Below are 25,819 nucleotides of genomic sequence, written 5' to 3'. Positions count from 1 at the left end.
ATGCAGCCAGAACTTTGCTTCACCGTGTAAGCAATTTGCATGCAGCTTTCTAAAGATGTTGGCATCACCAAGCCTGGGTGCTGTATTAAAGAAATATACCAGGCAAGCTGGCATTTAAGCTCAACGTTATTGAACTGTTCTTTTCTAGGATTGTGTATGTGTATGTCGGATATTTCTATGCATTTTTGTATGTTTTGTGAGATGAATTTGCTATACCCAGCAAGTTTGCTTGGGTACTCTTTTTCATCAAGCTCTTTTATTTGGGATTCAGAAAATTTGTGTGTGCTGCGGAGGTGGGCTAGTCTGTTGTCATTTTCTGTGTTTATTGATACTAGATAAAAACCAGCGTAACGCTCTTTGAAAAATATTGCTTCGTATGGATTTCTAATGGCGTCAATCACAATGAAGCAGGACTCATTATTTTTTCGGGCTACATGGTGTGCGGATTTTATTATTTTGTTTATAGTTCTTGGAAAATGAAAGACTTTTGAGTCGTCAAATTTAGAGCTGTTTACCTGCCCTGATGCTCGAATGTTGTCGCCTGCACTCTGGTATATTTTTGTGTATGCATCTATCGAGATATTTTTTAGGGCTTCTCGTATTTTGTTTGAGAAAATTGGTAATCTTTTGAAGTAAAGATCGAAAGCAAATTCTTGCTTAGCTTCTATTTCGTCAAGTGTGTTTTCAGGGCTCCTAAGATACTCCGATATTTCGATATGAAGATCGTCGTATTCTTCTTTTATTTCTCTCATGATTTCGGAAGTTTTATGTATATCTCTAGACATTACGTCAGAAATAAAGCGGCAAAATTCTGGAAAATTTAGTGCAAGAATGTATCTGGTTATGACTGTTCTAACTTGAAGACACTTAAACGGCTGCCATCGGTGCTCAATAAATTTTTTGATTATTCGATGTTTTCTGAGCTCATTATTTGTGATTCCGGAATAGGCATTCTCTGGGAGCTCAATGGAGGCACTACAAAGAATTTCTGCTGATGTAGAGCAGCCTGAACCAGTTCTTCCCGTCAAACCAATTACAACAAATCTTTTATTCTCTTTGTAAACGCTTCCAATAGCTCTGGATGATGGGTTTCCTGAAAGTTCTGACATATGGTTTTCCATGCGTGGGTTTTTGTGGGGGGCTATCAGCTGTTGTCTAGGTTGGTTGTGAGTCCGTAAGATAGGTTGAGCGTAGCGATACCTATCAATAATGGCTATCTGAAATTATCACTGCTGCGCTCACCAGCTGCGTCATCGACCTCCACTCCATTCGCCCAATCCTTGGACCGAAAAGGGGACGCATTTATTTATAGAGCAGGCAGTCTGCTCTTGGCCGGTTGCTGTCTGTCGCGAAGGGCAGATACCGACCCAAAAGCTGCCTGTCAGTGCCGGCTGTAATCGAGCGCAATGCTCCTCTGCACCAATTTCTGCGTTGCCGTGCTCATTAAGTTATGGTGCTCGAATAAACAGGTTTCAGCGCCATCCATCAAGACTCGGACCGAGTGAATGACAGAAGATCCTTTTCGAATCCCTACAGACGCCGATATCGCAGAAGCAGAGCGCGCGCTCAAGTTTCGTTTCCCAGTCCAATATGTCCAGTTCTTGAAGGAAGGTAGCAATATCGAAAACGCCGTACTAGACGCAGCGTTGATAGTGAGAGGTTGCAGCTACCTAGACATATTCGAAATTGCCGAGACCGCTTGGAGCCATGCAGGTGTGCCCCGAGATTGGTTACCTTTCATTGAAAATAACGGTGACTACTTTCTTATTTCGGAGTCTGGCGCTGTTCGATACTGGTCGCATAACGGACACATAGATGAGATTTGGCCTTCTTTTTCTGCATGGTTTCAACAAGTCTGCATTGAGTGCAGGTAGGGGAGCAAAAGAACTACGTCACCCTGCGTCTGCTTTTGGGCCGACTTCTGCCTATCGCGAGGGGCCGCAATCGACTGCCAATGGAAGCCCTTCCTGATCAACCGCTTTCGGCCAAAAGGGACGTGTTGGCTCGGGGGGGTTCCGAAGCAACGTCCGGCGGACGAAGTAGTACGGACTTGAGCGCGTTGCCGCGTGTTCAGTACACGCACGTACCTTCTTCATTTTCCAATGCCACATGGGCGTTTGAAACACGAATTTCAGGGAACGGATCTGGCCACGTCTCTAAGAAGACCATCCCTGGCGGCATCGTGCAGCTACTTATGTTGTGAGGCTCGCCTTTATAGTCAATTGTATCGATATGGAATTTGACTGTTTCGTCAAGAGAGTTGTGAATCGTAAGCATCCGGCCTTCACCGAATATGACGAAGTTAAATATTAGAGTAACATTCGGGTTCGTGATCTTATCAATTTTCGTCAACGTTATACTACCGTCACTATTCATTGAGGCTTCGGCGAAAAGAGGGGCTTCAGGAAAAATAGAGAACACCGAACTACCCCTATGCGGTAGGGGAGATTCATATTGCTGCGATGTGACGCATCCACCGAGAAAACCGGTCAGAGTCAATGCAAATATGATAGGGCGCATATTTATCCATGAGATATGCATATTCCCTCGCTATAGAAGTGCAGAATATTAAGTACTTCTGCATCCTAGCGACTGAAAGCTGCGATCTGAGTGGGTTTATGTGTTTTTAAGTGTATGTATTTAATTTAATTTTAATCGCAGGCGTTCAATTGGTTGCAGTGCGAACGAAAGATATAATTGAGATCTTGGCGTCGGCAACGACAATTTAACAAGAGTCGCCTGTTTTAAACCATCTGCCATTATCGTTGCATTTATGGATCCATTGATTTATACACTTGGTTTCCCCTGGGATGCAAACGGCCCCTTGGATCTCTGCTTCTGACGCCGTGAAATCACAGTCAGTATTCTCCGGAAGTTTTGCATCTTTTAATTGGTTGTTATCATCCATTATTTTTTTCCTTCTTGAGTTGGGTGCCTAAATTTAATGTCTTTGGAAAATCTCGTCGAATTTTCCTTGGTGTGTAATTTTCCATAGCGAAGTTGGTGGATTAGACTAGGCATAACGACATATTAGAGGCCCTGCTATGTGAAGTTTCCTGTCGCCATAAAGTGTTGGATAACACTACTTGTCGCTTCGTACCCCTAGTCTAGTCAAGCGTAGAGGTGATCGCGGAAAATGCAACACCGTCCAGATAGAATCACGGCACGGATGACGGCAGTCCTGGGACCTTCTAGAATAGAACGCATCATCGGTGAAGCTGCGCTTTTGTCTTCACAGTGTCTACCTGCCGCTCCTAGCCGGCCACTAACGTTCGCTATTTGCCGATTGCTTGGGAGTTATCGACTCCAGTGGATACCCTAGACTGCGAAACCCTGCTGAGCATCGAATTAGGACGATTCGGCGTCGGTGGCATGAAATCTTAGTGGTAGGAGAGATGCAAAAGCCCCGCCTAACAGAGATCAGGAGGGGCTTTATTTGGGCCGGTTCGAACTGCATAGCGTCCGCTTAGGCGACGTAAAAACCTGTACCAATTTTTGTACCAATGGATAGGTTTTTACGCGAAAAGCCGTGTTGGCCTGGGTTCCAACCCTTTGTTTTAATTGACCTTGGCTGCCTAGAAGACAACCCCTAACATGGCGGTGTAATTCTGTTCGCAACCATTGCCTTGGTTGCAGGTTTTCGACACATTAAATGACTGCTTTTGGCCGTCTGCTGCCTGTCGCCACGGCAGCTTTTGGCGGATTTCTGCCTATTCTCTACGAAAGAGATGATTGACAACGTTCAAATTCAGGGGGGTTTACCATTCCGTATGCGGCTCTGAATTACTTGCAGACCGACAACGTGCTGACATCTAAAAAATCCCGAGTTCGATTCCACCGAACGCCATAACTAGCTGATTTGTTTATAGTTACTAGTTGGGGTACGCCGAATTTTCCAGCGAACTCCAGATGCCCGAAAAACCTACTCTCGCCGAAACATACCGTTCGTCTGGTGCCGCACCATACAAAAAGCCCCTGCAGAAATGCAGAGGCTTTGTCATTTCCGAGCTTTGAAAAACCGCTTTCAGTGTCCCGCGCTCTGACCACCATCCACGTGCAGGATTTCGCCGGTAACGAACTTGGCGCCGTCCAGATACACCACTGCCTGCGCAATATCATCGATCTCGCCCATGTGCCCGAGCGGGTGCAGGTTGCCCAGTGCAGCATGGGTTTCTTCGCCGTGCATCGGGGTCTTGATGATACCGGGGCTGACTGCGTTCACCCGGATCCCGCGCTTGGCGTATTCGATGGCCAGGGATTTGGTTGCCGCGTTGAGGCCGCCTTTGGTCAGCGAAGCCAGCACCGAAGGCACGCCGTCGATGGCGTGGTCCACCAGGCTGGTGGTGATGTTGACGACGTGGCCGCTACCCTGTTTTTCCATCTCGGCGATGGCGAGTTGAGTGATGTAGAAGAAGCCATTGACGTTCACCGACAGCACATTGGCGTAGTCTTCTGCGGTGTACGCGGTGAACGGCTTGGCGATGAAGATCCCGGCGTTGTTGACCAGGGTGTCGATGCGACCGAAACGGGAAATTGCTTCACGGATGACGCGCTGGGCGGTTTCCGGCTCGCCGATGTCACCGGCCACGGTGAGGATGTCTGGATCGCTGGACGGCTTGATCGAGCGCGAAGTGGCGACGATCCGGTAACCGAGTTCACGGAAGGCTTTGACCATACCGTCGCCGAGACCCTGGGACGCGCCGGTGATGACGATGACTTTTTTCGAAATGCTCATGATGAAGACCTCTGACAATAAAAAGTGGGGTAGAAATCTGTAATCAGGCTTCGGCCGGGGCGTTCGCCATTTGTCGCAACATCTGTTCGTAGTACTCGACCGATTGCGAACCGGACACCAGGTGGCGGCCGTTCAGCACCATGGCCGGGACCGAATTGATACCGCGCTGCTGGTAGTACGTTTCAAGCTCCCGCACCTCATCGGCGAACGCACCGGACGCCAGCACCTCTTGTGCACTTGCCCCGTCCAGCCCCGCTTCAGTCGCCAGCCGCACCAGCGTCGAGTGGTCACTCGGGTTCTGGCCTTCGCTGAAGTAGGCCCGTAGCAGCACCTTCTTCAGCTCGACCTGCCGCCCTTCCTGCAGCGCCCACAGCAACAAACGGTGCGCATCGAAGGTGTTGTAGAAGTGCGTGCGCTTCTCCAGATCGAACGTGAAGCCGATGGCCTCGCCGCGAGCAATCTGCATGGCCTTGCCGGCGGCGACGTCGTCGGCCGTTCTCCCGTACTTGCGCATCAAGTGCTCGACCGCTTGCTCACCTTCGGCCGGCATGTTCGGGTTCAGCTCGAACGGCTTGTAGGTCAGCTCGACCGAGACTTCCCCGGCCACGTTTTCGATCGCCTGCTCCAGCGCCGTCGCCCCCAGCGCGCACCAGGGGCACACCACATCGGAGATGAAATCGATGGTGACGGAGGACGTCATGACTTCCCCTCCGCCTCGGCCAGCTGCTTGCGGTACTGGGTGGTGGTGATGCCGGCGTAACCCCAGTTATCGGTGTCGACTTCCTCGATCACGATGTGGGTCAGGTCAGGGCGTTTGTTGAGGACGCGTTCCAGTGTTTCAGTGATCTCGGCAATCACCTGAGCTTTCTGCTCAGTGGTAACGCCATCGCGGGTGATGCGTACGGTTACGAAAGGCATGAGGGCAACTCCAGTGACCTTCCCGTCGGAATGATGGGAGAGGCGTTGGAGATGAATGTATGGGGTTGGCGGGAGGGGATAAAGGTGGGGGCGGGAACTTCATTCATTACGCGGCGTAATGAGTAGGCATACATAGGAAGGCAAGACTGCAAGACTCATCCGGATCAATGCAATCCGCGTCCAACAAAAAAACGCAGCCTTGGGAGGCCGCGCTTTTTTGTGATCGGGGCTGAAAACGCCGCAATCATTAAGCTGAAATCGACTGATCAGTAACCCAACGCTGCAAGTACATGCTTCGGGTCGTTATGAATCGCTCGTAACAGTGCACGGGCCGGTCCCTCAGGATCACGACGTCCTTGCTCCCAATTGCGTAACGTTCCCACGGGAACATCAATTCGCTTGGCAAACGCGGCCTGTGAAAGTCCGGTGGCGAGACGAATTTTTTTGACCTGTGCAGCATCGACATGGAATTCACGCGATGGCTGCCGCTCACCACGGTCGATCTCATCCATCTGCGTCATGCTTTCAACAAGACGATCGAAGAGATTTTTTTCCATTATTTCCATCCTTTATTGATGGCACAAAGAACTGCTTTTTCTCTATCCGAAAGGGTGTCTTGAATCCCTTTCCGGTAAATCAGTAGCAAACGTATCTGAAAAGCAGAGGTTACGTGATAGTAGATCACCCTTACGCCACCGCTTTTGCCCCTGCCATGCGCGGCTCAGCGGATTTTTCTAAGCCCGCCAGTACCCTCGATCAAAGCGCCAGCCTCGGGATGTTCGGCGAGATACTGCTGGAATTCTCCATATTCGTGATCGCCCAGATGACTTGGTAGGTCAGCGGTAAAAATCGGCGTCTCGATGAAGATCATGCAATCCCTGCTATGCGTCAATGGCGTATAGCATGAATTTTAGGTGCCAGGATAGATAAGGGGCAATTAGTCTTTCGTTTCAGCGTTTTTATTCAAAAAAAGCCCCGATCCAGTCGGGGCCTCTTCCTTCATTCTCAGCCTTTGATCAGGCCTCGATACCACAACCCATTATCAGAAAATATTGATCGGGTAATCCACAAACACACGCACTTCGTTGCCGCTGACGTTGTACTCGCTCGACTTCTGCGACACGCGCAGGACCGAGCTGCGCAGTTTCACGCTGAGGTCTTTGGCCGGGCCGCTTTGGACGACGTATTTGATCTGGTTGAAGATCTCGCGCTCGGTGCCGCCTTCGCTGGTGGACGTGGTGATGTTGTCGCCGCGCACGTAGGCCACGTTGTAGCTCAGGCCCGGTACACCGAAGGTGCTGAAGTCCAGGCCGTAGCCCAGTTGCCAGCTGCGTTCGTCTTCGGCGTTGAAGTCGGACCAGTAGGAGTTCGCCAGGTAGATGGTGTTGCCGCCGTCGCCGATGCGGCCCTGGTCTTTCTGGTAGCCGCCGTAGGCATAACCCAGGTTACTGTCGCCGGTGCTGCGCTGGTGCGCGAGGGTGAACGAGTGCGGGCCGGTGATGAAGGTGGCGGCCAGGCTCCAGATCTTGTTGTCGTCGCCGGTGATACCGTTTTCGCGGACGTAGGAATCGTCCAGCTTGGTGCGGTAGCCGTTGAAGTCCAGGGTCAGGGACTGATCCTTGTCGATCGGGAACACGTAGTTGGCGTTCACGTATTGCTTCTTCAGCACGTCTTCGACGTCGGAAGCGTACAGCGCGGCCTTGAACTGCTCGGTGAACTGGTAGCTGCCGCCCAATACGTTGATCGACTTCAAGCCACCGCTGTCACGGCCTTCAGCGCTTTTTCGCGATTCGGCGGTAAAGCGACCGGCGTCGAGCTGCAGGCCTTTGATCTCTTTGGAGGTGATCAGGGTGCCGGTGTAGCTTTCCGGCAGCAGGCGCGAGTTGTCGTAGCTCAGCACCGGCAGGGCCGGCATCTGGTCGCCGTAGGTCAGGGTGGTGCTGGACAGGCGGAACTTGATCGCCGCGCCGCCCTTGGACAGGTCGTCCGCCGGCTGGCCGCTGTCGCCCTTCTTGAAGAAATCGATGCCTTGCGCGCCGCTACGGTCTTCGCTGCGCTCCAGGTTCAGTGCGTACAACCCGAAAGCATCCACACCCACACCGACGGTACCCTGGGTGAAGCCGGACGAGAACGTACCGATGGCCGCCTGGCCCCACTCGGATTTATCCGGGTTGCCGTCTTTGAAGTCACGGTTGATGTAGGCGTTGCGCAGCAGCACTTTGAGGCTGCTGTCTTCAACAAAACCCTTGGATTCGGCCTGGTCGTTCGCCATGGCCTGTGTCGCACTCAACATCCCCAGAGCGATCAGGCTGATTCGCTTGTTCAACATTTTGTTCTTTTCCTTATTTGCGGTTGATACGCGCTGTGTCGAACGGCCGAAACGGCGCTATCGCGCTCTTATTTCAATGCGAAAACAAAAAGGCCCGCCCACGATCTCTCGCGGCGGGCCTTTTTATAATTTTTGATCGTGGCGGTCGGCCACAGGCGTTGGGCCGAATCGTAGCCGCGCCCTTAACGATGTGTCAATTTCATGAATCGTCTAAAAACAGGCGAAAATCGTCTAAGAAATTGCTTTACGCGGCAGGAATATTCAATCTGCGCAACCATCGAGGCCACAGGCTGCAACGGATTCGGATGATCCGTGATCGGGCAGCGACTGACCCAGCCACTGCGCAAATGCCTGGGGTTTACCCAGCCATGGCCCGATGTCGATCAGGGTGAACTGGTCATCGTGCTCAAGCGCCAGGGTCGGAAAGCCCTGCCCGCCGACCTTGGCCAGAAGAGCCCGACTGTTCCTGACATGGCCTTCGGTGTCGGCCGCCCTGAAGGCCCTTTCGAAGGCTTCGCGGTCCAGCCCCATGCCGTGGGCAAGTTCAAACAATACCGACTCATCGGCAATACGGCGCCCATCTACGTAGTGAGCACTTTGCAATCGCCCCAACAACTCCAGCCCGCGACCGGCCATTTGCTCGCCAGCCAGCACCGCAGCGATAGGTGGCGCCGAGTCGAACACGGCGGTGTGATCACGCAGCAAACCTTCGAAATAGGCTTCGCCGAACGGCTGCCCGCTGTATTCCGCAATGCGCCGGTCATGGGGCATGACGTAACTTCGCAGTTGTGGTGAAACCTTTTGCCGATTGGCCCCGGTCATCATGCCGCCGCCGTGGGCAATCACCGGCAGCACAGCTTGGGCGGCCTGCACCAGCGGTTTGGCGCCGTAGCACCAACCGCACAAGGGGTCGTAGATGTAATGCAGGATCATGGGAAAGCTCCGACAGAAATTCAGGAAAATTCGATGTCGGCAGGTTAGTGCGGCGGCGGCCCCGGAAAAACGCCGGATTGGCTTTCAGTCTGTTGCTTGAATCGGTCGAATGGTTGTGCCACAAAACCCTGCGATAGGGTGGGTCAGTCGATATAGATGCTGACTGGTCGGACGCCATCGCGAGCAGGCTCGCTCCCACAAGGGATCGCGGTGATTACATGAATCTGCGCAAAAAAAAGCGCTGCCATCCCGGCAGCGCTCTTTTTTGTTCAATCCGTTGTAGTTCTTCTTATCCTTCCATTACATCCCACAACGCATCCAGTTCCGCTTCGCTGAATAAACCAGCAGGGTAACGCTCGATCATCGTCCGGCGCGGATCAGTATCGCTGATCTGACGCATTCCATTGGACTTGAACCAGTGCGCCAGGATCTGGAGCGATTCGCTATTTACTGCCAGGGGATGCAACGCCTTGTCGCTCACTACGTTCACTTCGGCGTTCATTTCAGCGCTCTCTCCCGGTTTGTGAGCGGCTAACTTATCCAAGGTTTATGACAGAACATAGAAGTCCTCCCTCCCCCGAGTTACACCAGCAGAGATACAAGAGCTGTGCCAAGGTGTCTGAAGTGTGTCCTTATAGTTACAAAAAAGCCCGCAGGCCTGTAGGGCCGCGGGCTCCGTGCAATCCTGGAGGCAGATTGACAGCTTGAGGGATTTCGCAATCAACTCAAGCTGTTACGACCTAACTCACTCCTTGTGCGGCGCGGGTTGTTGCTGGGTAAGGCAGTGAATATTGCCGCCCCCCAGTAACAGTTCACGACCAGGCACCATCACCACTTCATGCTGTGGGAACAGGTTCTGCAAGATCTCTTTCGCCGGGCCATCCTGCGGGTCGTCAAAGCACGGTGCGATGATGCCGCCGTTGACGATCAGGAAGTTCACGTAGGAACCGGCCAGACGAACAGTCGGATTACGCTCCTGCGTACCATCCACCGGATCGACACCGGCGCATTCTTCCTCGGTCGCAAACAGCGGACCCGGGATCGGCATCTTGTGCACCGTGAACGGGCGGCCCTTGGCGTCGGTGCTGCTTTGCAGCACTTTCATCGCCGCCTGGCAGCGCGGGTAGTTCGGGTCCTGCGGGTCATCGGTCCAGGCCAGCAGCACTTCGCCCGGGCGCACGTAGCAGCAGAAGTTATCCACATGGCCATCGGTTTCATCGTTGAACAAGCCATCCGGCAACCAGATGATTTTATCCACAGCCAGGTTCGCGCTCAGCAGCGCTTCGATTTCTGCGCGGTTCATGTGCGGGTTGCGATTGCGGTTGAGCAGGCATTCTTCGGTGGTGATCAGGGTGCCTTCGCCGTCGACGTGGATCGAACCGCCTTCCAGCACAAAGCCTTCGGTGCGGTAGCGTGGGCTGCGCTCGATCTCGAGGATCTTGCCGCCGACCTGCGAGTCACGATTCCACGGCGAATACAGACCGCCGTCGAAACCGCCCCACGAATTGAAATCCCAGTTCACGCCACGAACTTCGCCACTGTTGTTGATGACGAAAGTCGGGCCGGTGTCGCGAACCCAGGCGTCGTCACTGGACATTTCAACCACGCGAATATTCGGCACGTCCAGACGGGCACGGGCGTTTTCGTACTGACCGGCGGAAACCGCCACGGTCACTGGCTCGAAACGGGCGATGGCCTTGGCCACTGCCACGTGGGCGGCTTGTGCCGGTTTGCCCCCCAGGCGCCAGTTGTCCGGGCGCTCGGGCCAGATCATCCAGGTCTGGGTTTGCGGTGCCCATTCGGCTGGCATGTAGAAGCCGTCGGCGCGAGGGGTGCTGTTCAACGTGGTCATGGCTCAGGACTCCGGAGTGGCATTGATGCCTGACAGAAATGGAAGCGCATTGGTACACGCCGTGGACTGGTCACTTTATATCCGATAAATATCGGCTTTTAAAGCACATTACATCCAGCGTTACAAAAACAATCGATAAAAAGCCGATATCAATCGAACTAATACCGCGATCCATGTGGGAGCGAGCCTGCTCGCGATGGGGCCATGTCAGTCACAGTTTTTTCGACTGAAAGACCGCTATCGCGAGCAGGCTCGCTCCTACAGGGGATGTGTTTACAACCCTTCCGCGAGCACCTTCGACAGCATGTCCACGAAGAAATCCACGCTCTGGCGCGAAGTGACCATCGGCGGCTTGATCTTGAGGATGTTCAGGTAATCGCCGGTCGGCTGCATGAAAATCCCCAACTCACGCAAGCGATCGCACAGAGCGGTGGTTTCTTCGGTGGCCGGCTCCAGGGTTTCACGGTTGCGAATCAACTCGACGCCCAGGTAGAAACCGGAACCGTGCACCGCGCCCACTAACGGATGAATATCGATCAACGCTTCGAGGCGCTTCTTGAAGTGCCCGCCTACGATCTGGGCGTTCTCCCAGAGTTTTTCCTCTTGCATCACATCCAGCACGGCCATGCCGACCTGGCAGCTGACGGGGCTACCGCCGGCGGAGGAGAAGAAGTAGCCCTCGGCCTCCAGCGCCTCGGCGATTTCCCGACGGGTGATGACCGCGCCCAGTGGCTGGCCGTTGCCCATGCCCTTGGCCATGGTGATGATATCCGGTACCACGCCCTGCTCTTCGAAGCCCCAGAAGAAATCGCCCATGCGCCCGTAGCCCACCTGCACTTCGTCGGCGATGCACACGCCGCCTCTGGCCCGGACCATGGCATAGACTTGTTTCAAATAACCTGGTGGCAGCGAGATTCCGCCGGCATTGCCATACACCGGCTCGCAGATGAAGCCGGCCAGTTGGCGTTTCTGCTCGGCGATTTTCGCCAGGTTGTGCTCGACGCTGCGCACATAATCCGGCGCACTGTCGGGGCCACGGAATTCACCGCGATAGGTGTTTGGCGCGGTCACCGGGTGCACCCAGTCCGGGCGGCTGCTCAGCGCCTTGGGGTTGTCGGCGATCGAGGTCGACACCGAGTCCGCGCCCACCGTCCAGCCGTGATAGGCCTCCAGCACACTGAGCATGTCGCGGCCGCCGCTGTAGGCCCACGCCAGGCGAATCGCCAGGTCGTTGGCCTCGCTGCCGCTGTTGACCAGGAACACCCGGTCCATGCCATCCGGTGACAGCTTCAGCAAACGTTCGGAGAACTCGGCCACGGCTGCGTAGTTGAAACGCGAGTTGGTGTTGAGCAACGACCACTGGCGGCTGGCAACTGCCGCCATGCGCGGATGGCCGTGACCCAGCACCGCGACGTTGTTGAGCATGTCGAGGTAAGAGCGGCCCTGCATGTCGATCAAATGGTTGCGCCAGCCGCGCTCGATGCGCGGCGGATCAACGTAATAGTGTTTTTGCGTGCGGGCGAAGCTGGCATCGCGCCGAGCCAGCAAGGTCGGTCCGTCGAGCTCGGCTTCGGCGTCACAGGCCAGCCCCAGCAACGCTGCTGGCGATGGGCACAGCGCTTGCCAGGCCGCCGCGCGCGAAGGCGTGCAGAACAACGGCGCATTGATCGACGCGCCACGGCACATCTGCACGATCAATGGCCCGCTGACCGATCCCAGTACCTGGCCTTTGACCAGTGCCGCGCCGCTGTGCAGCGACGGCGTGACGCCCCAAAGCCGCACACTCAGTTGCGGGCCGTCCAGTTGCAGCACGTCCGCCGATGGGTGATGCACCACTCCGGCAAACGGTGCTTCGACCGCCGTGCCCTGAGGCACACGCAACTCGACATGCAACGGGCAAGTGTCCGGTTCGGCGGCGCTGTCCGGGCGGGTGTGGGACAGGCGGTATTGCCCGTAACGACTGGCCGCCAGGCCATGTGCCGCGGCCGCTTCATCCAGCAGGTGTTGATCGACGCCTTCCTGCTCCCAGTTACCGGCCTCGAAATGCGGACTGAGCACGCCCAGGTCGATCAGCGCGAACTCACGCCCTACCAGGCTCGGCAACAGCGGCGCGAACCCTTCGCTGCCGATGGTGGGCAGGTTCTGGCCGACGGCGGTGAGGATCGCCGCTTCCATCAGCGCCAACGGCACCGACGTGGCCACACGGAAGATTTCCCATTCATGGACCAGGTTGTCGCGGCTGTAGGCATTGCCCGGATCGATGCTGACCTGCTGTTCGCCGCTGAGCACCAACACCGCCGCGCGGGCGACGATCAGCGGCCACAGCGCCAGCAGTTCTTCGTGCTGCAACGGATTGACTGCGTGATACGCCTGGATGGCCGGCAAAATGCAGAACGGATCGCCCTCGCCATGATGCAGCAGCGCGGCGCAGGTCACCGACAGATCGGTAATGCGCCAGGTGCGCACCAGGTCGCCGAAATCGATCACGCCTTGCAGCTGCCAATGGCGCTGCGCGTCGCGCTGCCACACCACGTTGTCGTCGGTGATGTCCATGTGAATGGCCTGCACCGGCAGTTTGTCCCGCAGTGGCTGCAAATGCCGCTCGGCTTGCCCGGACGCTTCAATGATCAGTTTGCGCCGGGCCTCATCCTTGATCACCGGCAGCAAGTGCGCGATCAGGGCGTGAGCATGACGGGCGTCCCACTGCAGGGTTCGCACCAGACCCGGATGGTCGAAATCCGCCAGGGCCAGGTCCATTTCACCGCACAGGCGACCGAAACCGGACACCACCGTCGGGTTGAAATGACCGAGGCTCGTCAGGGGCTGGCCTTCGATGTAGTCGAGCAGGCGAACGTGCACTGCCTGGCCCCCCAGGTCCAGAGACAGCAGGTCTGCACCGTTTTTCGCCGCGATAACACGCGGCACCTGTACATCCGGGTGCTCGCCCAGATGCTTGAGCCCGGCATGTTGTGCCTGAAGTTCCAGTACCGAGTAGTCGCCACGGCAGATTTTCAGGACGAAACGTCCGCGTTCGCTGTCGACGCGGTAGTTCAGGTCTTGCTGGCTGCCAAGGGCGTGCAGTTTGCCGCTGAACCCGTAATGTTCTTCCAGCAGCTCTAGCGCTTGCTCCGCAGACACCTGCGGGCTGGGCAAACTGGCGCGATGAATCAACGTGGCGAGCGGCATACAACGACCCCTGAAATTTTATTAGGCGCCTATATCGCCACTGGTTCGGGCGATACGCAACCCCCCGGGCCGGTATGAAGGCATTTGTGGGGGCGGGCTTGCTCCCACAGGTTTTGTTTTGGTACTCGCCCCGACCAGCGCTTTGCGCAAGAATGGCGACCATCAAACGCACACTCTGGAGAGCCACCATGAATGTAGTGACCACCGACCTGCCCGGTGTTCTGATCCTTGAACCCAAGGTCTTTGGCGACGAACGTGGTTTCTTTTATGAGAGCTTCAACGCCAGGGCTTTCGAAGAAGCCACCGGCCTGGACACTCAGTTCGTTCAGGACAACCATTCCCGCTCGCAAAAAGGCGTGTTGCGTGGCTTGCATTACCAACTGACGAACACTCAAGGCAAACTGGTTCGCGTCACGGCCGGTGAAGTACTCGACGTTGCCGTGGACATCCGCCGCAGTTCGCCACATTTCGGCAAATCGGTGGCGGTGGTCCTGTCCGCCGAGAACCACCGCCAGATCTGGATTCCGGAAGGCTTTGCCCACGGTTTCGTGGTGCTGAGCGATTTTGCCGAGTTCCTCTACAAAACCACCGATTACTACACCCCGTCCGCCGAGCGCAGCATTCGCTGGGACGACCCGGACCTGGCTATCGATTGGCAACTGGAAGGCACGCCGCAGCTGTCGGCAAAGGACCAGGCCGCTGCATTCCTCAAGGACGCCGAAGTCTTCGCCTGAAAACCCGGCGCAAGTTTCAGCGCAAAAACACGCCTGGCCCACAGTCCGCAGACTGCGCCCGCAAGCCTAGGCATAATGCGCCTGTACCCACAGGCGCATGCTGCTCATGAAACCGACTCTCCCTCCCAGACCCCGTTGGCGCAGCCTCGCCCTGCTGGCACTGTGCCTGGCGCCGTTGCTGTGGCCGCTGGAGCATCTCGCCGAGCGTTACTACCGCAGCGAGCTGGCCAGTCAGAATCGTCAGACCCTCGACCTCTACGTCGCCAACCTGCTGGGTACCCTGCACCGCTATGAAGTGTTGCCGCAGATCCTCGGCGACCTGCCGGCCCTGCGCGCCGTGCTCGGCGCACCGGACGATGGCGTCACCCAAGGCAACGCCAACCGCCTGCTGAAAAACATCGCCACCCAGACCGGTGCCGAAGTCATGTACCTGATGGACGCCACGGGCAAGACCCTGGCCGCCTCCAACTGGGACAAACACGACAGTTTCGTCGGGCGCAATTTTTCCTTCCGGCCGTATTTCAGCGAAGCCATGGCCGGGCGGCTCGGGCGCTTTTTCGGCCTGGGCACGACCTCCGCCAAGCGCGGTTACTTCTTCGCCGCCGGCGTGCGTAACGGCGAAAAAATCGTCGGTGTGCTGGTGGTCAAGGTCGACCTCGACCACACCGAAAGCCTGTGGGGCAAAACCCCGGAACAACTGCTGCTGACCGACCACAACGGCGTGGTCATTCTCACCTCGCAACCGGAGTGGCGATTCCGCTCGACCCGCCCGTTGAGCGAGGACGAAAGCAAAGCCATCACGGCGATCCAGCCCTATCCAACCCGCGATCCAAAACCGCTGAAGCTCAATCCCAATGCCTGGCTGACCCAAACCCAACAGATCGCCGAAACCGGCTGGGACGTCAGCATCCTCGCCCCGCGCACCTTGATCGACCGCCCGGTGCGCACGGTGGTGGCCATCGGTGGTGCAGCGTTGCTGGTGTTGATGCTGCTGCTTGGCCTGATGATGCAGCGCCGCCGCCATTATCTCGAGCGCATTGCTTTCGAAGCCAAGGCCCGCCGCGAGCTGGAAGGCCGGGTCGCCGAGCGCACCAGCGATCTCGAAGGCCTGAACCGGCGCCTGAAACAGGAAGTGCTGGAACGCGAACAGGCCCAACAAGAGCTGGTCCGCGCCCAGGATGATCTGGTGCAGGCCGGCAAATTGTCGGCACTGGGCACCATGTCGGCGAGCATCAGCCACGAACTCAATCAACCGCTGGCAGCGATTCGCAGCTACGCGGAAAACGCCGAAGTGTTGCTCGACCACCAGCGCACCGACGATGCCCGCGGCAACCTCAAGCTGATCAGCGAATTGACCGGGCGCATGGCCTCGATCATCGCCCACCTGCGCGCCTTTGCCCGCCGCGACCGGCATGCCCCGGAAAGCGTCGCCCTGCAACCGGCGCTGGACGATGCCCTGGCCTTGCTGGCCAAGCGTCGACGCAGCATGGAAGTCGAGCTGATCCGCGACTTGCCCGCCGCCACCCTGTGGGTCGAGGCCGGGGAAACCCGCCTGCGCCAGGTTCTCGGCAATCTGCTGGCAAACGCCCTGGATGCCCTGACCGAAAAAGGCCCGCCACGTAAACTCTGGCTCAGTGCCCAATCCACGGCCGATGGCGTCAACCTGTACATTCGCGACAACGGTCCCGGCTTTTGCATGGAAGCCCTTGGGCGCGCCAGCGAGCCGTTCTACACCACCAAGACCCGTACCCAGGGCCTTGGCTTGGGACTGGCAATTTGCGAAACCCTGATGCGCGCCTTCGGCGGTGAACTGTCGTTCGCCAACCACAAGGAGGGCGGCGCCCTGATTACCCTGAAGCTGCGCGCAGGCGCACCGGGCGTGAGCCTGCAACCGTCCGAGGACCGAAGTGCATGACCATCGACAACCGCATTCAGGTCGTGTTGATCGACGACGATCCCCACTTGCGCCAGGCCTTGAGCCAGACGCTGGATCTGGCGGGCCTGAAAATCCTGCCGCTGGCTGAAGCCAAGGGCCTGGCCGCGCAACTTGAACGTGATTGGCCGGGGGTGGTGGTCAGCGACATCCGCATGCCCGGCATGGACGGTCTCGAACTGTTGAGCGAACTGCATGCCCAGGACCCTGAGCTGCCGGTGCTGCTGATCACCGGCCACGGAGATGTGCCGCTGGCGGTGCAGGCCATGCGCGCCGGGGCCTATGATTTTCTGGAAAAGCCCTTCGCCAGCGACGCCCTGCTCGACAGTGTGCGCCGAGCGCTGGCCCTGCGTCGGCTGGTACTGGACAACCGCAGCCTGCGGCTGGCCTTGAGCGACCGCAATGAACTAAGCACCCGTCTGGTTGGCCACTCACCTTCGATGCTGCGCCTGCGCGAGCAGATCGGTGCCCTGGCGGCGACCAAGGCCGATGTGCTGATCCTCGGCGAAACCGGCGCTGGCAAAGAAGTCGTGGCTCGGGCGCTGCACGATTTATCAAGCCGTCGCAACGGTCCGTTCGTGGCGATCAACGCTGGCGCCCTGGCCGAGTCAGTGGTCGAAAGCGAGCTGTTCGGCCACGAGCCAGGCGCCTTCACCGGCGCGCAGAAACGCCGCATCGGCAAGTTCGAATTCGCCAATGGCGGCACGCTGTTCCTCGATGAAATCGAAAGCATGAGCCTGGATGTGCAGGTCAAATTGCTGCGTTTGCTGCAAGAGCGGGTGGTCGAACGCCTGGGCGGCAATCAACTGATCCCGCTGGACATCCGCATCATCGCCGCCACCAAGGAAGACCTGCGCCAGGCAGCGGATCAAGGGCGCTTCCGTGCCGACCTGTATTACCGCCTGAACGTCGCGCCGCTGCGGATTCCACCGCTGCGCGAACGGGGCGAAGATGCGCTGATGCTGTTCCAGCATTTTGCCGATGAAGCCAGTGCTCGCCATGGCTTGCCGCCCCATGAACTGCAACCGGGGCAACGTGCCTTGCTGCTGCGCCACGCCTGGCCCGGCAACGTGCGCGAGCTGCAAAATGCCGCCGAGCGTTTTGCCCTCGGGCTCGAACTGGCCCTCGACAACAGCACAACGGAAGGCGACGCCGGCAACAGGGTCGAGGTCGTCAGCGGCGGTTTGAGTGAACAAGTGGAGAACTTCGAAAAAACACTTATCGCCGCCGAACTGGCACGCTCGCACAGCTCCGTGCGCAGCGTCGCCGAAGCCCTCGGCATTCCGCGCAAGACCCTGCACGACAAACTACGCAAGCACGGTCTGAGTTTCGCCGACAGTGGTGCCCCGGCCCACCCTGACGATCTCGACTGAGTTACCGTCCAATCATCCACTTCACGCCAGAGGCCCCTGAATGAGCCGCGACAGTCGACAACTGGAATCCGTTCTCCATCACGACATTCCCCTCACCCGGGACATGGGCCTCAAAGTGCTCGACTGGCATGACCAGCAACTGCGCCTGCACTTGCCGCTGGAAGCCAACGTCAACCACAAGAGCACCATGTTCGGCGGCAGCCTGTATTGCGGCGCAGTCCTGGCCGGTTGGGGCTGGCTGCATCTGCGCCTCAAGGAAGAAGGCATTACCGACGGGCACATCGTGATTCAGGAAGGGCAGATCAGCTATCCACTGCCGGTGACGGGGGATGCCAACGCCATTTGCCAGGCGCCGGACCCGGTGATCTGGAAGAAATTCCTGACCACCTTCCAGCGATACAGCCGAGCGCGGTTGACGCTGCATACTCGGGTCGTCAATGAAGGCCGTGACGAGGATGCGGTGAGGTTTGTCGGGCAGTATGTGTTGCACCGGTAAACCAGGACGACCGCAAAACCTGTGGGAGCAAGCTCGCTCCCACAAGGATTTGCATCAGCGCGCGGGAACGATCTTATGCGCGTGCCAGTTCCAGCAGCTTCTCCCGCCAGGCCGCCTTCGCCGGCAACGCCAGGAAGAACGTATTCAACAACGACTCCCGCGCCGGATAGCTGAACGGCTCGCCGCTCAACTCCAGCACCTCACCGCCCGCGCCTTCCAGCACACCTTGCGCTGCCGCCGTGTCCCACTGGGAAGTCAGTGCCAGGCGCGGATAGCAATCCACCGCCCCTTCGGCCACCAGGCAAAACTTCAACGAACTGCCAATACTGGTCAGTTGCAGCTCGCCAAGGCTGGCGCTCAACCCGGCCAGCAATCGCTCTTGCTCAGGGCTCGAATGGCGACGACTGGCCACCACGGTGAACGACTCGCCGGGCGCTAACGCCTCACGCACCTTGATCGCCACGGGCGAGCCACCTTTATCACCACGCCATGCGCCGAGCCCCGTACCACCGACGTAAAAACGCCCGTTGGTCGGCATCGACACCACACCGAACACCACCTGACCGTTTTCGATCAGAGCGATGTTGACGGTGAACTCCTCGCTGCCGCTGATGAATTCCTTGGTGCCATCCAGCGGATCGACCAGCCACCAGCGCTGCCATCCGGCACGCACGTCCTGGGGAATGTTGGCGTCTTCCTCGGAGAGCACCGGGATGCTCGGATCGAGCGCCGTCAGCCCGGCCAGAATCACGTGGTGAGCGGCCAGGTCGGCAGCGGTCACCGGCGAATCATCAGCCTTTGCCGTGACGGCGGTGCCTGTGCGCCAGAACGGCAGGATCGCATCACCGGCCTGCAAGGCCAGTTCAATCACCGATGCCATCATCGGATGTGGGAAATTCATTGCTGGAACGCTCCGCGCTGAGTCAAAAGGTCTCGGGCCAGGTACAGCGCCGCCAAGGCACGGCCTTCGGTAAATTGTGGGTTTTGTGCAAGCGCCGAGAGCTCACGCAGATTGACCTTGTCCACCCGCATCGGCTCTGGCTCGTCGCCTTCCAGACGCTCTTCGTAGAGGTCGGTAGCCAGCACTACTTGAATCTTCTGGCTCATGTAGCCAGGGGACAGCGACAACTCGGTCAGGTGTTCCAGTTGCCGCGCGCCAAAACCGGCCTCTTCCTTGAGCTCACGCTCGGCCGCCGCCAGCACGTCTTCGCCCGGCTCGATCAAACCCTTGGGCAATGACATTTCATATGCATCCGTGCCGCCGCAATACTCCTCGACCAGCACCGCATGCTCGGCATCGAGCATCGCCACGATCATCACCGCGCCGTACCCGGCACCCTTGCCGACCAGGCGTTCATACGTGCGCTCCACGCCGTTGGAAAAGCGCAACTTCATCTCTTCCACGCAGAACAATCGACTGGTGGCGACAATTTCGCGGGCGAGTATGGTGGGTTTCTGGCGCATGCAAAGCTCCTTGGCGTGAACGCGCTACTATAACGCGGCTTTCCCGATTGTTTACGCCAGAAATCTTTCTACTGCCCGAGACGTTGCCATGCCTTCATTACCCTGGTCCGACATCGATACCGTTCTGCTGGACATGGACGGCACGCTGCTGGACCTGCATTTCGACAACCACTTCTGGATGGAGCACCTGCCCCAGCGTTACGCCGAACTGCACGGGGTCAGTCGGGCCATGGCCGAGATGGAACTGCAGCCGTTGTTCGAGCGCAATGCCGGCCAGTTGCAGTGGTACTGCCTGGACTTCTGGAGCGCCGAACTGAAACTGTCAGTGCGCGAGCTGAAACTGGAAACCGCGCACCTGATCGCCCTGCGCCCGGATGCCGACACCTTTCTGGCGGCGATCAAACAGGCCGGCAAGCGCGTGGTGCTGATCACCAATGCCCATCGGGATGCGCTGTCGTTGAAGCTGGAAAAAATCGAACTGGCGCCCTACTTCGAGCGTTTGATCAGTTCCCATGACTACGGCTTCCCCAAGGAAAACCCGCAATTCTGGGATGCGCTGCAAGCCGATATCGATTTCGATCCTGCGCGCAGCCTGTTCATCGACGACACCTTGCCGATCCTGCGCAGCGCACGGGACTTTGGCGTGGCGCATTTGCTGGCCGTGCGTGAGCCGGACAGCCGCAAGGGGCCGAAGGACACGGCGGAGTTTGCAGCGGTCGGGGATTATCGGGATTTGATTGCAGGACTCTAGACCGAGTTGCCTGCATCGCGAGCAGGCTCGCTCCCACATTTGATCTTGGTCGTATACAAATCCCGTGTTCACGGGAGATGCATTGTGGGAGCGAGCCTGCTCGCGATAGCGGTCTTGAGGCTTACTCAGGAATCCGCAACGACTGCCCCGGATAGATCTTGTCCGGGTGCGACAGCATTGGTTTGTTGGCCTCGAAGATTTTGTTGTACTTGTTGGCATCGCCGTACACGCGCTTGGAAATCGCGCTGAGGGTGTCACCCTTCACGACGGTGACAAACACTGCGGCAGCAACGACAGGCCCGGTCACAGTAATCTGATCATCCACACTGCCAACCCCGGCGATATTGCCCACCGCCAGCAGGATCTTTTCCTTCTCTTCCTGACTCGCCACCTCACCGGTCACCGTGACCTTGTCGCCATCGACCGTGGCCTGCACATTCGGGTTGCCCAGGCCGACCTTGCTGATGTGCGCCTTCAATTGCTCACTGGCGTTGGCGTTACCTGGCGTCAGCAAATCCAGCAATTTTTCGCCTGCTTCCTTCACAAAGCTCAAAAGACTCATAGTGCACTCTCCTTGGGTTTCGGGTTCCAGACGTCAAAGCCTAGACCACAGTCGTCACTTGCGAATCCAACCCGACCAATGACCCCGCTTGCGATAGAATCCGCACCTTCCCAACCCCAGGAGCGCAGATGGACATCAAGCAGCTGAAATTCCTCATCGCGCTCGACGAAACCCGTCATTTCGGCCAGGCCGCCGCACGCTGCCACATCACCCAGCCGACCCTGTCCATGCGCCTGCGCAGCCTCGAAGAAGAACTCGACTTGCCGCTGGTCAATCGCGGCCAGCGCTTCGAGAGCTTCACCGCTCCGGGCGAGCGGGTGCTGGCCTGGGCGCGCACCGTACTGGCGGCCTATGATGGCTTGTACGCCGAGGCGGCCGCCTGTCGCGGCAATCTGGTCGGCACCTTGCGTCTGGGCGTAGTGCCGTTGTCGAGCTTCGATCCGCTGCCACTGCTGCAACGCTTGCACGCCGAACACCCGAACCTGCGCTTCGAACTCTCGGCCCTGAGTTCGGAGCAGATCCTTGAGCAATTGGCGAACAATCGCCTGGATCTCGGCGTGTCATACCTGGAACGCCTGGATGCCGAACACTTCGATTCTCTGGCCTTCAGCGAAACCCACATGGGTCTGCTCTACGACCAACGCTTCTTCACCTTTGGTGAGGTGCCGCTGAGCTGGGAATCCTTGATCGAACTGCCGCTGGGCATGCTCACCAGCGGCATGCACTTTCGCCAGTCCATCGACCACAACTTCCACAGCCGTGGCCTGACCCCGCAGCCGTTGTTGCAGACCGATGCCGTGCATCAACTGTTACAAGCCGTGCACGGCGGCTTGTGTTGCGCCGTGATGCCATTGGACGGCGGCCTCGAAGGCCTGACCGAACACTTGCGCCTGCAACCGATCGAGAACGCCCAGACCCTTGGCCGCCTGGGGCTGATCATGCGTCGCAGCGCGCCACGCTCGGCGTTGGCAGAAGCCTGTTTTGCCCTCTATCAGCAATCGCTGATCGGCACTTGATCGACGGCATCTATCGGTAGATCAGTATTAGCGATTAGACGTGACAACTTGCCGCGCCTAGTCTTAAAGCTGATCAAACCGTCGGTGATGCCATGAACACCAAGCGCCCTGCATGCGCGGCGCCTGCCCTAGAAACGCCCGCGCCCGCCGCCAGCCAGACGTACAGCTATAGCAATCTCGAATACTCCGAATCGGCCAGCACCGCGCTGGCCGAAGAAGTTGCGCTGGCGATTGCCTTCAACGGCATCAGCCAGGCGGTCATGCTGGTGACGCCCACGGACCTGGAAGATTTCATCGTCGGCTTCAGCCTGGGCAGCGGCATCATCCAGGACGCCACGGACATCTACGACCTGCAACTCAGCGGCTCGGGGTCGGCGCAATACGCGCAAGTGACCATCGCCAACCGCGCGTTCTGGAACCTCAAGCAGCAGCGTCGACAACTGGCCGGCACCAGCGGTTGCGGGTTGTGCGGTGTGGAAGCGGTCGAGCAGGCGTTGCCAGACCTTCAGGTATTGCCCGGCGCCCCGTTGCCACCGGTCGAATGGCTTGATGGCCTGCGCGAGCGCATCGGCGCCTTCCAGCCCTTGGGCCAACATTGCGGCGCCGTACATGCGGCGGTGTTCATGAACGACAAAGGCGAGTTGCTGCTCGGCCGTGAAGACATCGGCCGACACAACGCCCTCGACAAACTGATCGGCGGATTGATCCGGCAAAAAATCCCGACCGCTGGCGGCCTGGCGATTGTCACCAGCCGCTGCAGCCTCGAATTGATCCAGAAAGTCTTGCGCGCCGGCATCCAGACCCTGGTCAGCCTGTCGTCGCCCACGGGCCTTGCCGTGCAATGGGCCCGTCGCCACAACCTCAATCTCATCCATCTGCCACAGAAGAATGCACCGCGGGTCTATAGCCCAACGTTGGAGAAACAAGCGTGAGTCAACACCGTCAAGCCGACCAGACACCTGTCCCTCGCTATAAGCCCTACAAAGGCCCGGCCGGTGGATGGGGCGCACTGATCAGCGTCGCCCAGGCCTGGCTGACCAGCGACAACGCGCTGAAAAACCTGCGCATGATGCTCAAGACCAACAAGAACGGCGGCTTCGACTGCCCTGGTTGCGCCTGGGGTGACTCCAGGGAAGGCGGCATGGTGATGTTCTGCGAGAACGGCGCCAAGGCGGTGAACTGGGAAGCGACCAAACGCCGTGTCGATGCCAAATTTTTCGCCAAACACAGCGTCACGTCCTTGCTGGAGCAAAGCGACTACTGGCTCGAATATCAGGGCCGCCTGACCGAGCCGATGAGCTATGACGCCGAGACCGATCGCTACAAGCCGATCAGTTGGGACGCCGCGTTCGCGCTGATCGCCAAACACCTGAACGGCCTGTCGAGCCCGGATCAGGCCGAGTTCTACACCTCGGGCCGGGCCAGCAATGAAGCGGCGTACCTCTATCAGCTATTCGTGCGCGCCTACGGCACCAACAACTTCCCCGACTGCTCGAACATGTGCCACGAGGCCAGCGGTGTCGCGATGTCGCAAAGTGTCGGGGTCGGCAAAGGCACCGTGACCTTCGACGACTTCGAACACGCCGATGCGATTTTCGTCTGGGGCCAGAACCCCGGTACCAACCACCCACGGATGCTCGAACCATTGCGCGAAGCGGTGAAGCGCGGCGCGCAAGTGGTGTGCATCAACCCGCTGAAAGAGCGTGGCCTGGAGCGTTTCCAGCACCCGCAGCACGCGTTCGAAATGCTCACCAACGGCGACAAACCGACCAACACCGCGTTCTTCCGCCCGGCACTGGGCGGCGACATGGCGATCATGCGCGGCATGGCGAAATTCCTCCTGCTGTGGGAGCGCGATGCGCAGAAAACCGGTGCCCCGGCGGTGTTCGACCACGACTTCCTCAATGAGCACAGCGTCAACGTGCTGGATTACCTGGCCGTCATCGACGACACCCCGTGGGAGCAGATCGTCGAACAGTCCGGCCTGAGCCTGATAGAAATCGAGCAGGCGGCGCGCATGTACGCCAAGGGCAAGAACGTCATCATGTGCTGGGCTATGGGTATCACCCAACACCGTCATTCGGTGGCGACCATCCAGGAAATCGCCAACCTGATGTTGCTGCGCGGCAACATCGGCCGACCGGGTGCAGGCCTATGCCCGGTCCGTGGTCACAGCAACGTGCAGGGCGACCGGACCATGGGCATCAACGAACGCCCTCCTGTCGCGTTCCTCGATGCCCTGGAGCGGCGCTTCCAGTTCAAGGTGCCACGCGAAAACGGCCACAACGTGGTCGAGGCGATTCATGCGATGGCTGAAGGGCGGGCGAAAGTCTTCATCGGCCTGGGCGGCAACTTCGCCCAGGCCACGCCGGACAGCCCGCGCACGTTCCAGGCTCTGCAAAACTGCGACCTGACCGTGCAGATCAGCACCAAGCTCAACCGCAGCCATTTGACCCACGGCAAGGACGCGCTGATCCTGCCGTGCCTGGGCCGCACCGACATCGATATCCAGGCCGAAGGCCCGCAAGCGATCACCGTCGAAGACTCGTTCAGCATGGTCCACGCCTCCAATGGCCAGCTGCAGGCGCTGTCGAACCAGATGCGCTCGGAGCCGGCGATCCTGGCCGGCATCGCCGCCGCGACCCTGGGCAGCCACCCGGTGGACTGGAACTGGCTGGTGGCCGACTACAGCCGCATCCGCGACCTGATCGCCGAGACCATTCCCGGCTTCAAGGACTTCAACGAGAAGATCAAAAACCCGGGCGGTTTCTACCTGGGCAACAGTGCCGGTGCACGCAAGTGGAGCACCGCTTCGGGCCGGGCCAATTTCCGCTCGAACGCACTGCCCAAAGACCTGGTGCACGAACGCACCCGCGCCACCGGGGTACTGCCGGACCTGATCATGCAATCGATGCGTTCCCACGATCAGTACAACACCACCATCTATGGCCTCAACGACCGTTATCGCGGCGTGAAGGGTCAGCGGGACGTGTTGTTCGTCAACGAAGCCGACATCATTCGTCTGGGCTTCAAGCCGGGGCAAAAGGCGGACATCGTTTCGCTCTGGGACGATGGTGTTGAACGTCGGGTGAAAGGCTTCACACTGCTGGCGTTTGATATCCCGGCCGGGCAGGCGGCGGCCTACTATCCGGAAGTGAACCCCTTGGTGCCGCTGGAAAGCACCGGTGATGGCAGCCATACGCCGACATCGAAGTTTGTGGCGATCCGGTTGGAAGCGGCGAGTGAGACCGGGTTGATCATGGCCAGGTCTGCGTAACGCTTCGTCTGTGCCGACCACATCGCGAGCAGGCTCGCTCCTACAGGAGACCGCATTCCAATGTAGGAGCGAGCCTGCTCGCGATGGGGCCAGACCAATCACCAAAAACTCCGGACCCTGCACTTTCCTTTCGCCCACAAAAAAGGCCGCTTTCTTATGAAAACGGCCTTTGCGAAGTAGTAAAAGACCTGCAAAAAAACGTTAAGTTCCGCCCAAAAAACAGTAACTTGCAATATTGTATACAGGTCGTGTTATTCGTC

At 58.2% G+C, this 25,819-nt stretch carries 22 protein-coding genes and 2 pseudogenes; 9 read left to right on the top strand and 15 right to left on the bottom strand.

Annotated elements, in window-relative coordinates:
• Positions 1-1,109, bottom strand: a pseudogene (locus tag ACM6J5_RS07095) (hypothetical protein); the annotation flags it as partial.
• Between the two features lie 396 nt (positions 1,110-1,505).
• Here ACM6J5_RS07095 and ACM6J5_RS07090 point away from each other — a divergent pair.
• Positions 1,506-1,874: an SMI1/KNR4 family protein gene (locus tag ACM6J5_RS07090; protein ID WP_414928078.1), complete on the top strand. Its 369-nt coding sequence runs from the start codon at positions 1,506-1,508 to the stop codon at positions 1,872-1,874.
• A 196-nt stretch (positions 1,875-2,070) separates the two neighbouring features.
• On the opposite strand, the gene ACM6J5_RS07085 is transcribed toward ACM6J5_RS07090, so the two are convergent.
• The 11 genes and pseudogenes from ACM6J5_RS07085 to ACM6J5_RS07035 form a co-directional block, all read right to left on the bottom strand.
• Positions 2,071-2,541 carry a hypothetical protein gene (locus tag ACM6J5_RS07085; RefSeq protein WP_414928077.1) on the bottom strand — a complete coding sequence of 157 codons (471 nt, stop codon included), beginning with the start codon at positions 2,539-2,541 and terminating at the stop codon, positions 2,071-2,073.
• Between the two features lie 1,483 nt (positions 2,542-4,024).
• Entirely contained in the window at positions 4,025-4,735 is a 711-nt protein-coding gene (locus tag ACM6J5_RS07080; RefSeq protein WP_414928076.1) for an SDR family NAD(P)-dependent oxidoreductase, read from the bottom strand.
• Between the two features lie 43 nt (positions 4,736-4,778).
• Positions 4,779-5,435, bottom strand: coding sequence for a DsbA family oxidoreductase (locus ACM6J5_RS07075; protein ID WP_414928075.1), 657 nt, complete (start codon positions 5,433-5,435; stop codon positions 4,779-4,781).
• Entirely contained in the window at positions 5,432-5,653 is a 222-nt protein-coding gene (locus ACM6J5_RS07070; RefSeq protein WP_007972813.1) for a tautomerase family protein, read from the bottom strand. Before ACM6J5_RS07070 ends, ACM6J5_RS07075 begins: the two co-directional genes overlap by 4 nt.
• Before the next feature lie 266 nt (positions 5,654-5,919).
• On the bottom strand, positions 5,920-6,210 hold the full coding sequence (locus tag ACM6J5_RS07065; RefSeq protein WP_095942274.1) for a helix-turn-helix domain-containing protein: 291 nt from the start codon (positions 6,208-6,210) through the stop codon (positions 5,920-5,922).
• Positions 6,210-6,524 (bottom strand): annotated as a pseudogene (locus tag ACM6J5_RS07060) (hypothetical protein). Before ACM6J5_RS07060 ends, ACM6J5_RS07065 begins: the two are co-directional and overlap by 1 nt.
• Before the next feature lie 171 nt (positions 6,525-6,695).
• Positions 6,696-7,982, bottom strand: coding sequence for an OprD family porin (locus ACM6J5_RS07055; RefSeq protein ID WP_414928074.1), 1,287 nt, complete (start codon positions 7,980-7,982; stop codon positions 6,696-6,698).
• Between the two features lie 261 nt (positions 7,983-8,243).
• Entirely contained in the window at positions 8,244-8,915 is a 672-nt protein-coding gene (locus tag ACM6J5_RS07050) for a DsbA family protein (protein WP_414928073.1), read from the bottom strand.
• A gap of 289 nt (positions 8,916-9,204) precedes the next feature.
• Positions 9,205-9,417 carry a hypothetical protein gene (locus tag ACM6J5_RS07045; protein ID WP_057712441.1) on the bottom strand — a complete coding sequence of 71 codons (213 nt, stop codon included), beginning with the start codon at positions 9,415-9,417 and terminating at the stop codon, positions 9,205-9,207.
• Positions 9,418-9,660: 243 nt separating this feature from the next.
• Positions 9,661-10,767 carry an agmatine deiminase gene (gene aguA, locus ACM6J5_RS07040; RefSeq protein ID WP_414928072.1) on the bottom strand — a complete coding sequence of 369 codons (1,107 nt, stop codon included), beginning with the start codon at positions 10,765-10,767 and terminating at the stop codon, positions 9,661-9,663.
• A 273-nt stretch (positions 10,768-11,040) separates the two neighbouring features.
• A complete protein-coding gene (locus tag ACM6J5_RS07035; RefSeq protein ID WP_414928071.1) occupies positions 11,041-13,953 on the bottom strand; it encodes an aminotransferase in 2,913 nt (970 codons plus the stop codon).
• A 188-nt stretch (positions 13,954-14,141) separates the two neighbouring features.
• Here ACM6J5_RS07035 and rfbC point away from each other — a divergent pair, with 188 nt between their 5' ends.
• From rfbC to ACM6J5_RS07015, 4 genes are all read left to right on the top strand, one after another.
• The gene (rfbC, locus tag ACM6J5_RS07030; RefSeq protein ID WP_414928070.1) at positions 14,142-14,687 is read left to right on the top strand and encodes a dTDP-4-dehydrorhamnose 3,5-epimerase; all 546 of its coding nucleotides are present in this window, start codon (positions 14,142-14,144) and stop codon (positions 14,685-14,687) included.
• A gap of 106 nt (positions 14,688-14,793) precedes the next feature.
• Entirely contained in the window at positions 14,794-16,602 is a 1,809-nt protein-coding gene (locus tag ACM6J5_RS07025) for a sensor histidine kinase (protein ID WP_414928069.1), read from the top strand.
• The gene (locus tag ACM6J5_RS07020) at positions 16,599-17,993 is read left to right on the top strand and encodes a sigma-54-dependent transcriptional regulator (RefSeq protein WP_095942267.1); all 1,395 of its coding nucleotides are present in this window, start codon (positions 16,599-16,601) and stop codon (positions 17,991-17,993) included. The genes ACM6J5_RS07025 and ACM6J5_RS07020 overlap by 4 nt, the downstream gene beginning before the upstream one ends.
• A gap of 40 nt (positions 17,994-18,033) precedes the next feature.
• Positions 18,034-18,489 (top strand): YiiD C-terminal domain-containing protein, encoded by a 456-nt coding sequence (locus ACM6J5_RS07015; RefSeq protein WP_008003181.1) that lies wholly within the window; start codon positions 18,034-18,036, stop codon positions 18,487-18,489.
• Between the two features lie 73 nt (positions 18,490-18,562).
• On the opposite strand, the gene cysQ is transcribed toward ACM6J5_RS07015, so the two are convergent.
• Positions 18,563-19,390 (bottom strand): 3'(2'),5'-bisphosphate nucleotidase CysQ, encoded by an 828-nt coding sequence (gene cysQ / locus ACM6J5_RS07010; protein ID WP_414928068.1) that lies wholly within the window; start codon positions 19,388-19,390, stop codon positions 18,563-18,565.
• The gene (gene nudE / locus ACM6J5_RS07005) at positions 19,387-19,953 is read right to left on the bottom strand and encodes an ADP compounds hydrolase NudE (protein ID WP_095942265.1); all 567 of its coding nucleotides are present in this window, start codon (positions 19,951-19,953) and stop codon (positions 19,387-19,389) included. The genes cysQ and nudE overlap by 4 nt, the downstream gene beginning before the upstream one ends.
• Before the next feature lie 88 nt (positions 19,954-20,041).
• Between nudE and yrfG the strand changes: the two genes are divergently transcribed.
• A complete protein-coding gene (gene yrfG / locus ACM6J5_RS07000; RefSeq protein ID WP_150672284.1) occupies positions 20,042-20,704 on the top strand; it encodes a GMP/IMP nucleotidase in 663 nt (220 codons plus the stop codon).
• A 121-nt stretch (positions 20,705-20,825) separates the two neighbouring features.
• On the opposite strand, the gene lysM is transcribed toward yrfG, so the two are convergent.
• Complete coding sequence (gene lysM / locus ACM6J5_RS06995; protein ID WP_095942263.1) at positions 20,826-21,266, bottom strand: peptidoglycan-binding protein LysM; 441 nt, start codon at positions 21,264-21,266, stop codon at positions 20,826-20,828.
• 128 nt (positions 21,267-21,394) lie between these two features.
• On the opposite strand from lysM, the gene ACM6J5_RS06990 reads away from it, so the two are divergent.
• The 3 genes from ACM6J5_RS06990 to ACM6J5_RS06980 all read left to right on the top strand — a co-directional run bounded on the left by ACM6J5_RS06990 (position 21,395) and on the right by ACM6J5_RS06980 (position 25,559).
• Positions 21,395-22,282 carry a LysR family transcriptional regulator gene (locus ACM6J5_RS06990; RefSeq protein ID WP_095942262.1) on the top strand — a complete coding sequence of 296 codons (888 nt, stop codon included), beginning with the start codon at positions 21,395-21,397 and terminating at the stop codon, positions 22,280-22,282.
• A gap of 92 nt (positions 22,283-22,374) precedes the next feature.
• Entirely contained in the window at positions 22,375-23,214 is an 840-nt protein-coding gene (gene fdhD / locus ACM6J5_RS06985; RefSeq protein WP_095942261.1) for a formate dehydrogenase accessory sulfurtransferase FdhD, read from the top strand.
• Positions 23,211-25,559, top strand: a complete 2,349-nt coding sequence (locus ACM6J5_RS06980) for an FdhF/YdeP family oxidoreductase (protein ID WP_414928067.1) — start codon at positions 23,211-23,213, stop codon at positions 25,557-25,559. The genes fdhD and ACM6J5_RS06980 overlap by 4 nt, the downstream gene beginning before the upstream one ends.
• Positions 25,560-25,819 lie beyond the last annotated feature (260 nt).

This window comes from Pseudomonas sp. IT-P74 (assembly GCF_949768175.1).
GTDB lineage: Bacteria > Pseudomonadota > Gammaproteobacteria > Pseudomonadales > Pseudomonadaceae > Aquipseudomonas.
This window is presented reverse-complemented; position numbering and strand designations above follow the sequence as displayed.

Bases quoted from the DNA above. Each gene is read 5' to 3' on its own strand.
- ACM6J5_RS07090 (WP_414928078.1), top strand. From the start codon at position 1,506: ATGACAGAAGATCCTTTTCGAATCCCTACAGACGCCGATATCGCAGAA.
- ACM6J5_RS07085 (WP_414928077.1), bottom strand. From the start codon at position 2,541: ATGCATATCTCATGGATAAATATGCGCCCTATCATATTTGCATTGACT.
- ACM6J5_RS07080 (WP_414928076.1), bottom strand. From the start codon at position 4,735: ATGAGCATTTCGAAAAAAGTCATCGTCATCACCGGCGCGTCCCAGGGT.
- ACM6J5_RS07075 (WP_414928075.1), bottom strand. From the start codon at position 5,435: ATGACGTCCTCCGTCACCATCGATTTCATCTCCGATGTGGTGTGCCCC.
- ACM6J5_RS07070 (WP_007972813.1), bottom strand. From the start codon at position 5,653: ATGCCTTTCGTAACCGTACGCATCACCCGCGATGGCGTTACCACTGAG.
- ACM6J5_RS07065 (WP_095942274.1), bottom strand. From the start codon at position 6,210: ATGGAAAAAAATCTCTTCGATCGTCTTGTTGAAAGCATGACGCAGATG.
- ACM6J5_RS07055 (WP_414928074.1), bottom strand. From the start codon at position 7,982: ATGTTGAACAAGCGAATCAGCCTGATCGCTCTGGGGATGTTGAGTGCG.
- ACM6J5_RS07050 (WP_414928073.1), bottom strand. From the start codon at position 8,915: ATGATCCTGCATTACATCTACGACCCCTTGTGCGGTTGGTGCTACGGC.
- ACM6J5_RS07045 (WP_057712441.1), bottom strand. From the start codon at position 9,417: ATGAACGCCGAAGTGAACGTAGTGAGCGACAAGGCGTTGCATCCCCTG.
- aguA (WP_414928072.1), bottom strand. From the start codon at position 10,767: ATGACCACGTTGAACAGCACCCCTCGCGCCGACGGCTTCTACATGCCA.
- ACM6J5_RS07035 (WP_414928071.1), bottom strand. From the start codon at position 13,953: ATGCCGCTCGCCACGTTGATTCATCGCGCCAGTTTGCCCAGCCCGCAG.
- rfbC (WP_414928070.1), top strand. From the start codon at position 14,142: ATGAATGTAGTGACCACCGACCTGCCCGGTGTTCTGATCCTTGAACCC.
- ACM6J5_RS07025 (WP_414928069.1), top strand. From the start codon at position 14,794: ATGAAACCGACTCTCCCTCCCAGACCCCGTTGGCGCAGCCTCGCCCTG.
- ACM6J5_RS07020 (WP_095942267.1), top strand. From the start codon at position 16,599: ATGACCATCGACAACCGCATTCAGGTCGTGTTGATCGACGACGATCCC.
- ACM6J5_RS07015 (WP_008003181.1), top strand. From the start codon at position 18,034: ATGAGCCGCGACAGTCGACAACTGGAATCCGTTCTCCATCACGACATT.
- cysQ (WP_414928068.1), bottom strand. From the start codon at position 19,390: ATGAATTTCCCACATCCGATGATGGCATCGGTGATTGAACTGGCCTTG.
- nudE (WP_095942265.1), bottom strand. From the start codon at position 19,953: ATGCGCCAGAAACCCACCATACTCGCCCGCGAAATTGTCGCCACCAGT.
- yrfG (WP_150672284.1), top strand. From the start codon at position 20,042: ATGCCTTCATTACCCTGGTCCGACATCGATACCGTTCTGCTGGACATG.
- lysM (WP_095942263.1), bottom strand. From the start codon at position 21,266: ATGAGTCTTTTGAGCTTTGTGAAGGAAGCAGGCGAAAAATTGCTGGAT.
- ACM6J5_RS06990 (WP_095942262.1), top strand. From the start codon at position 21,395: ATGGACATCAAGCAGCTGAAATTCCTCATCGCGCTCGACGAAACCCGT.
- fdhD (WP_095942261.1), top strand. From the start codon at position 22,375: ATGAACACCAAGCGCCCTGCATGCGCGGCGCCTGCCCTAGAAACGCCC.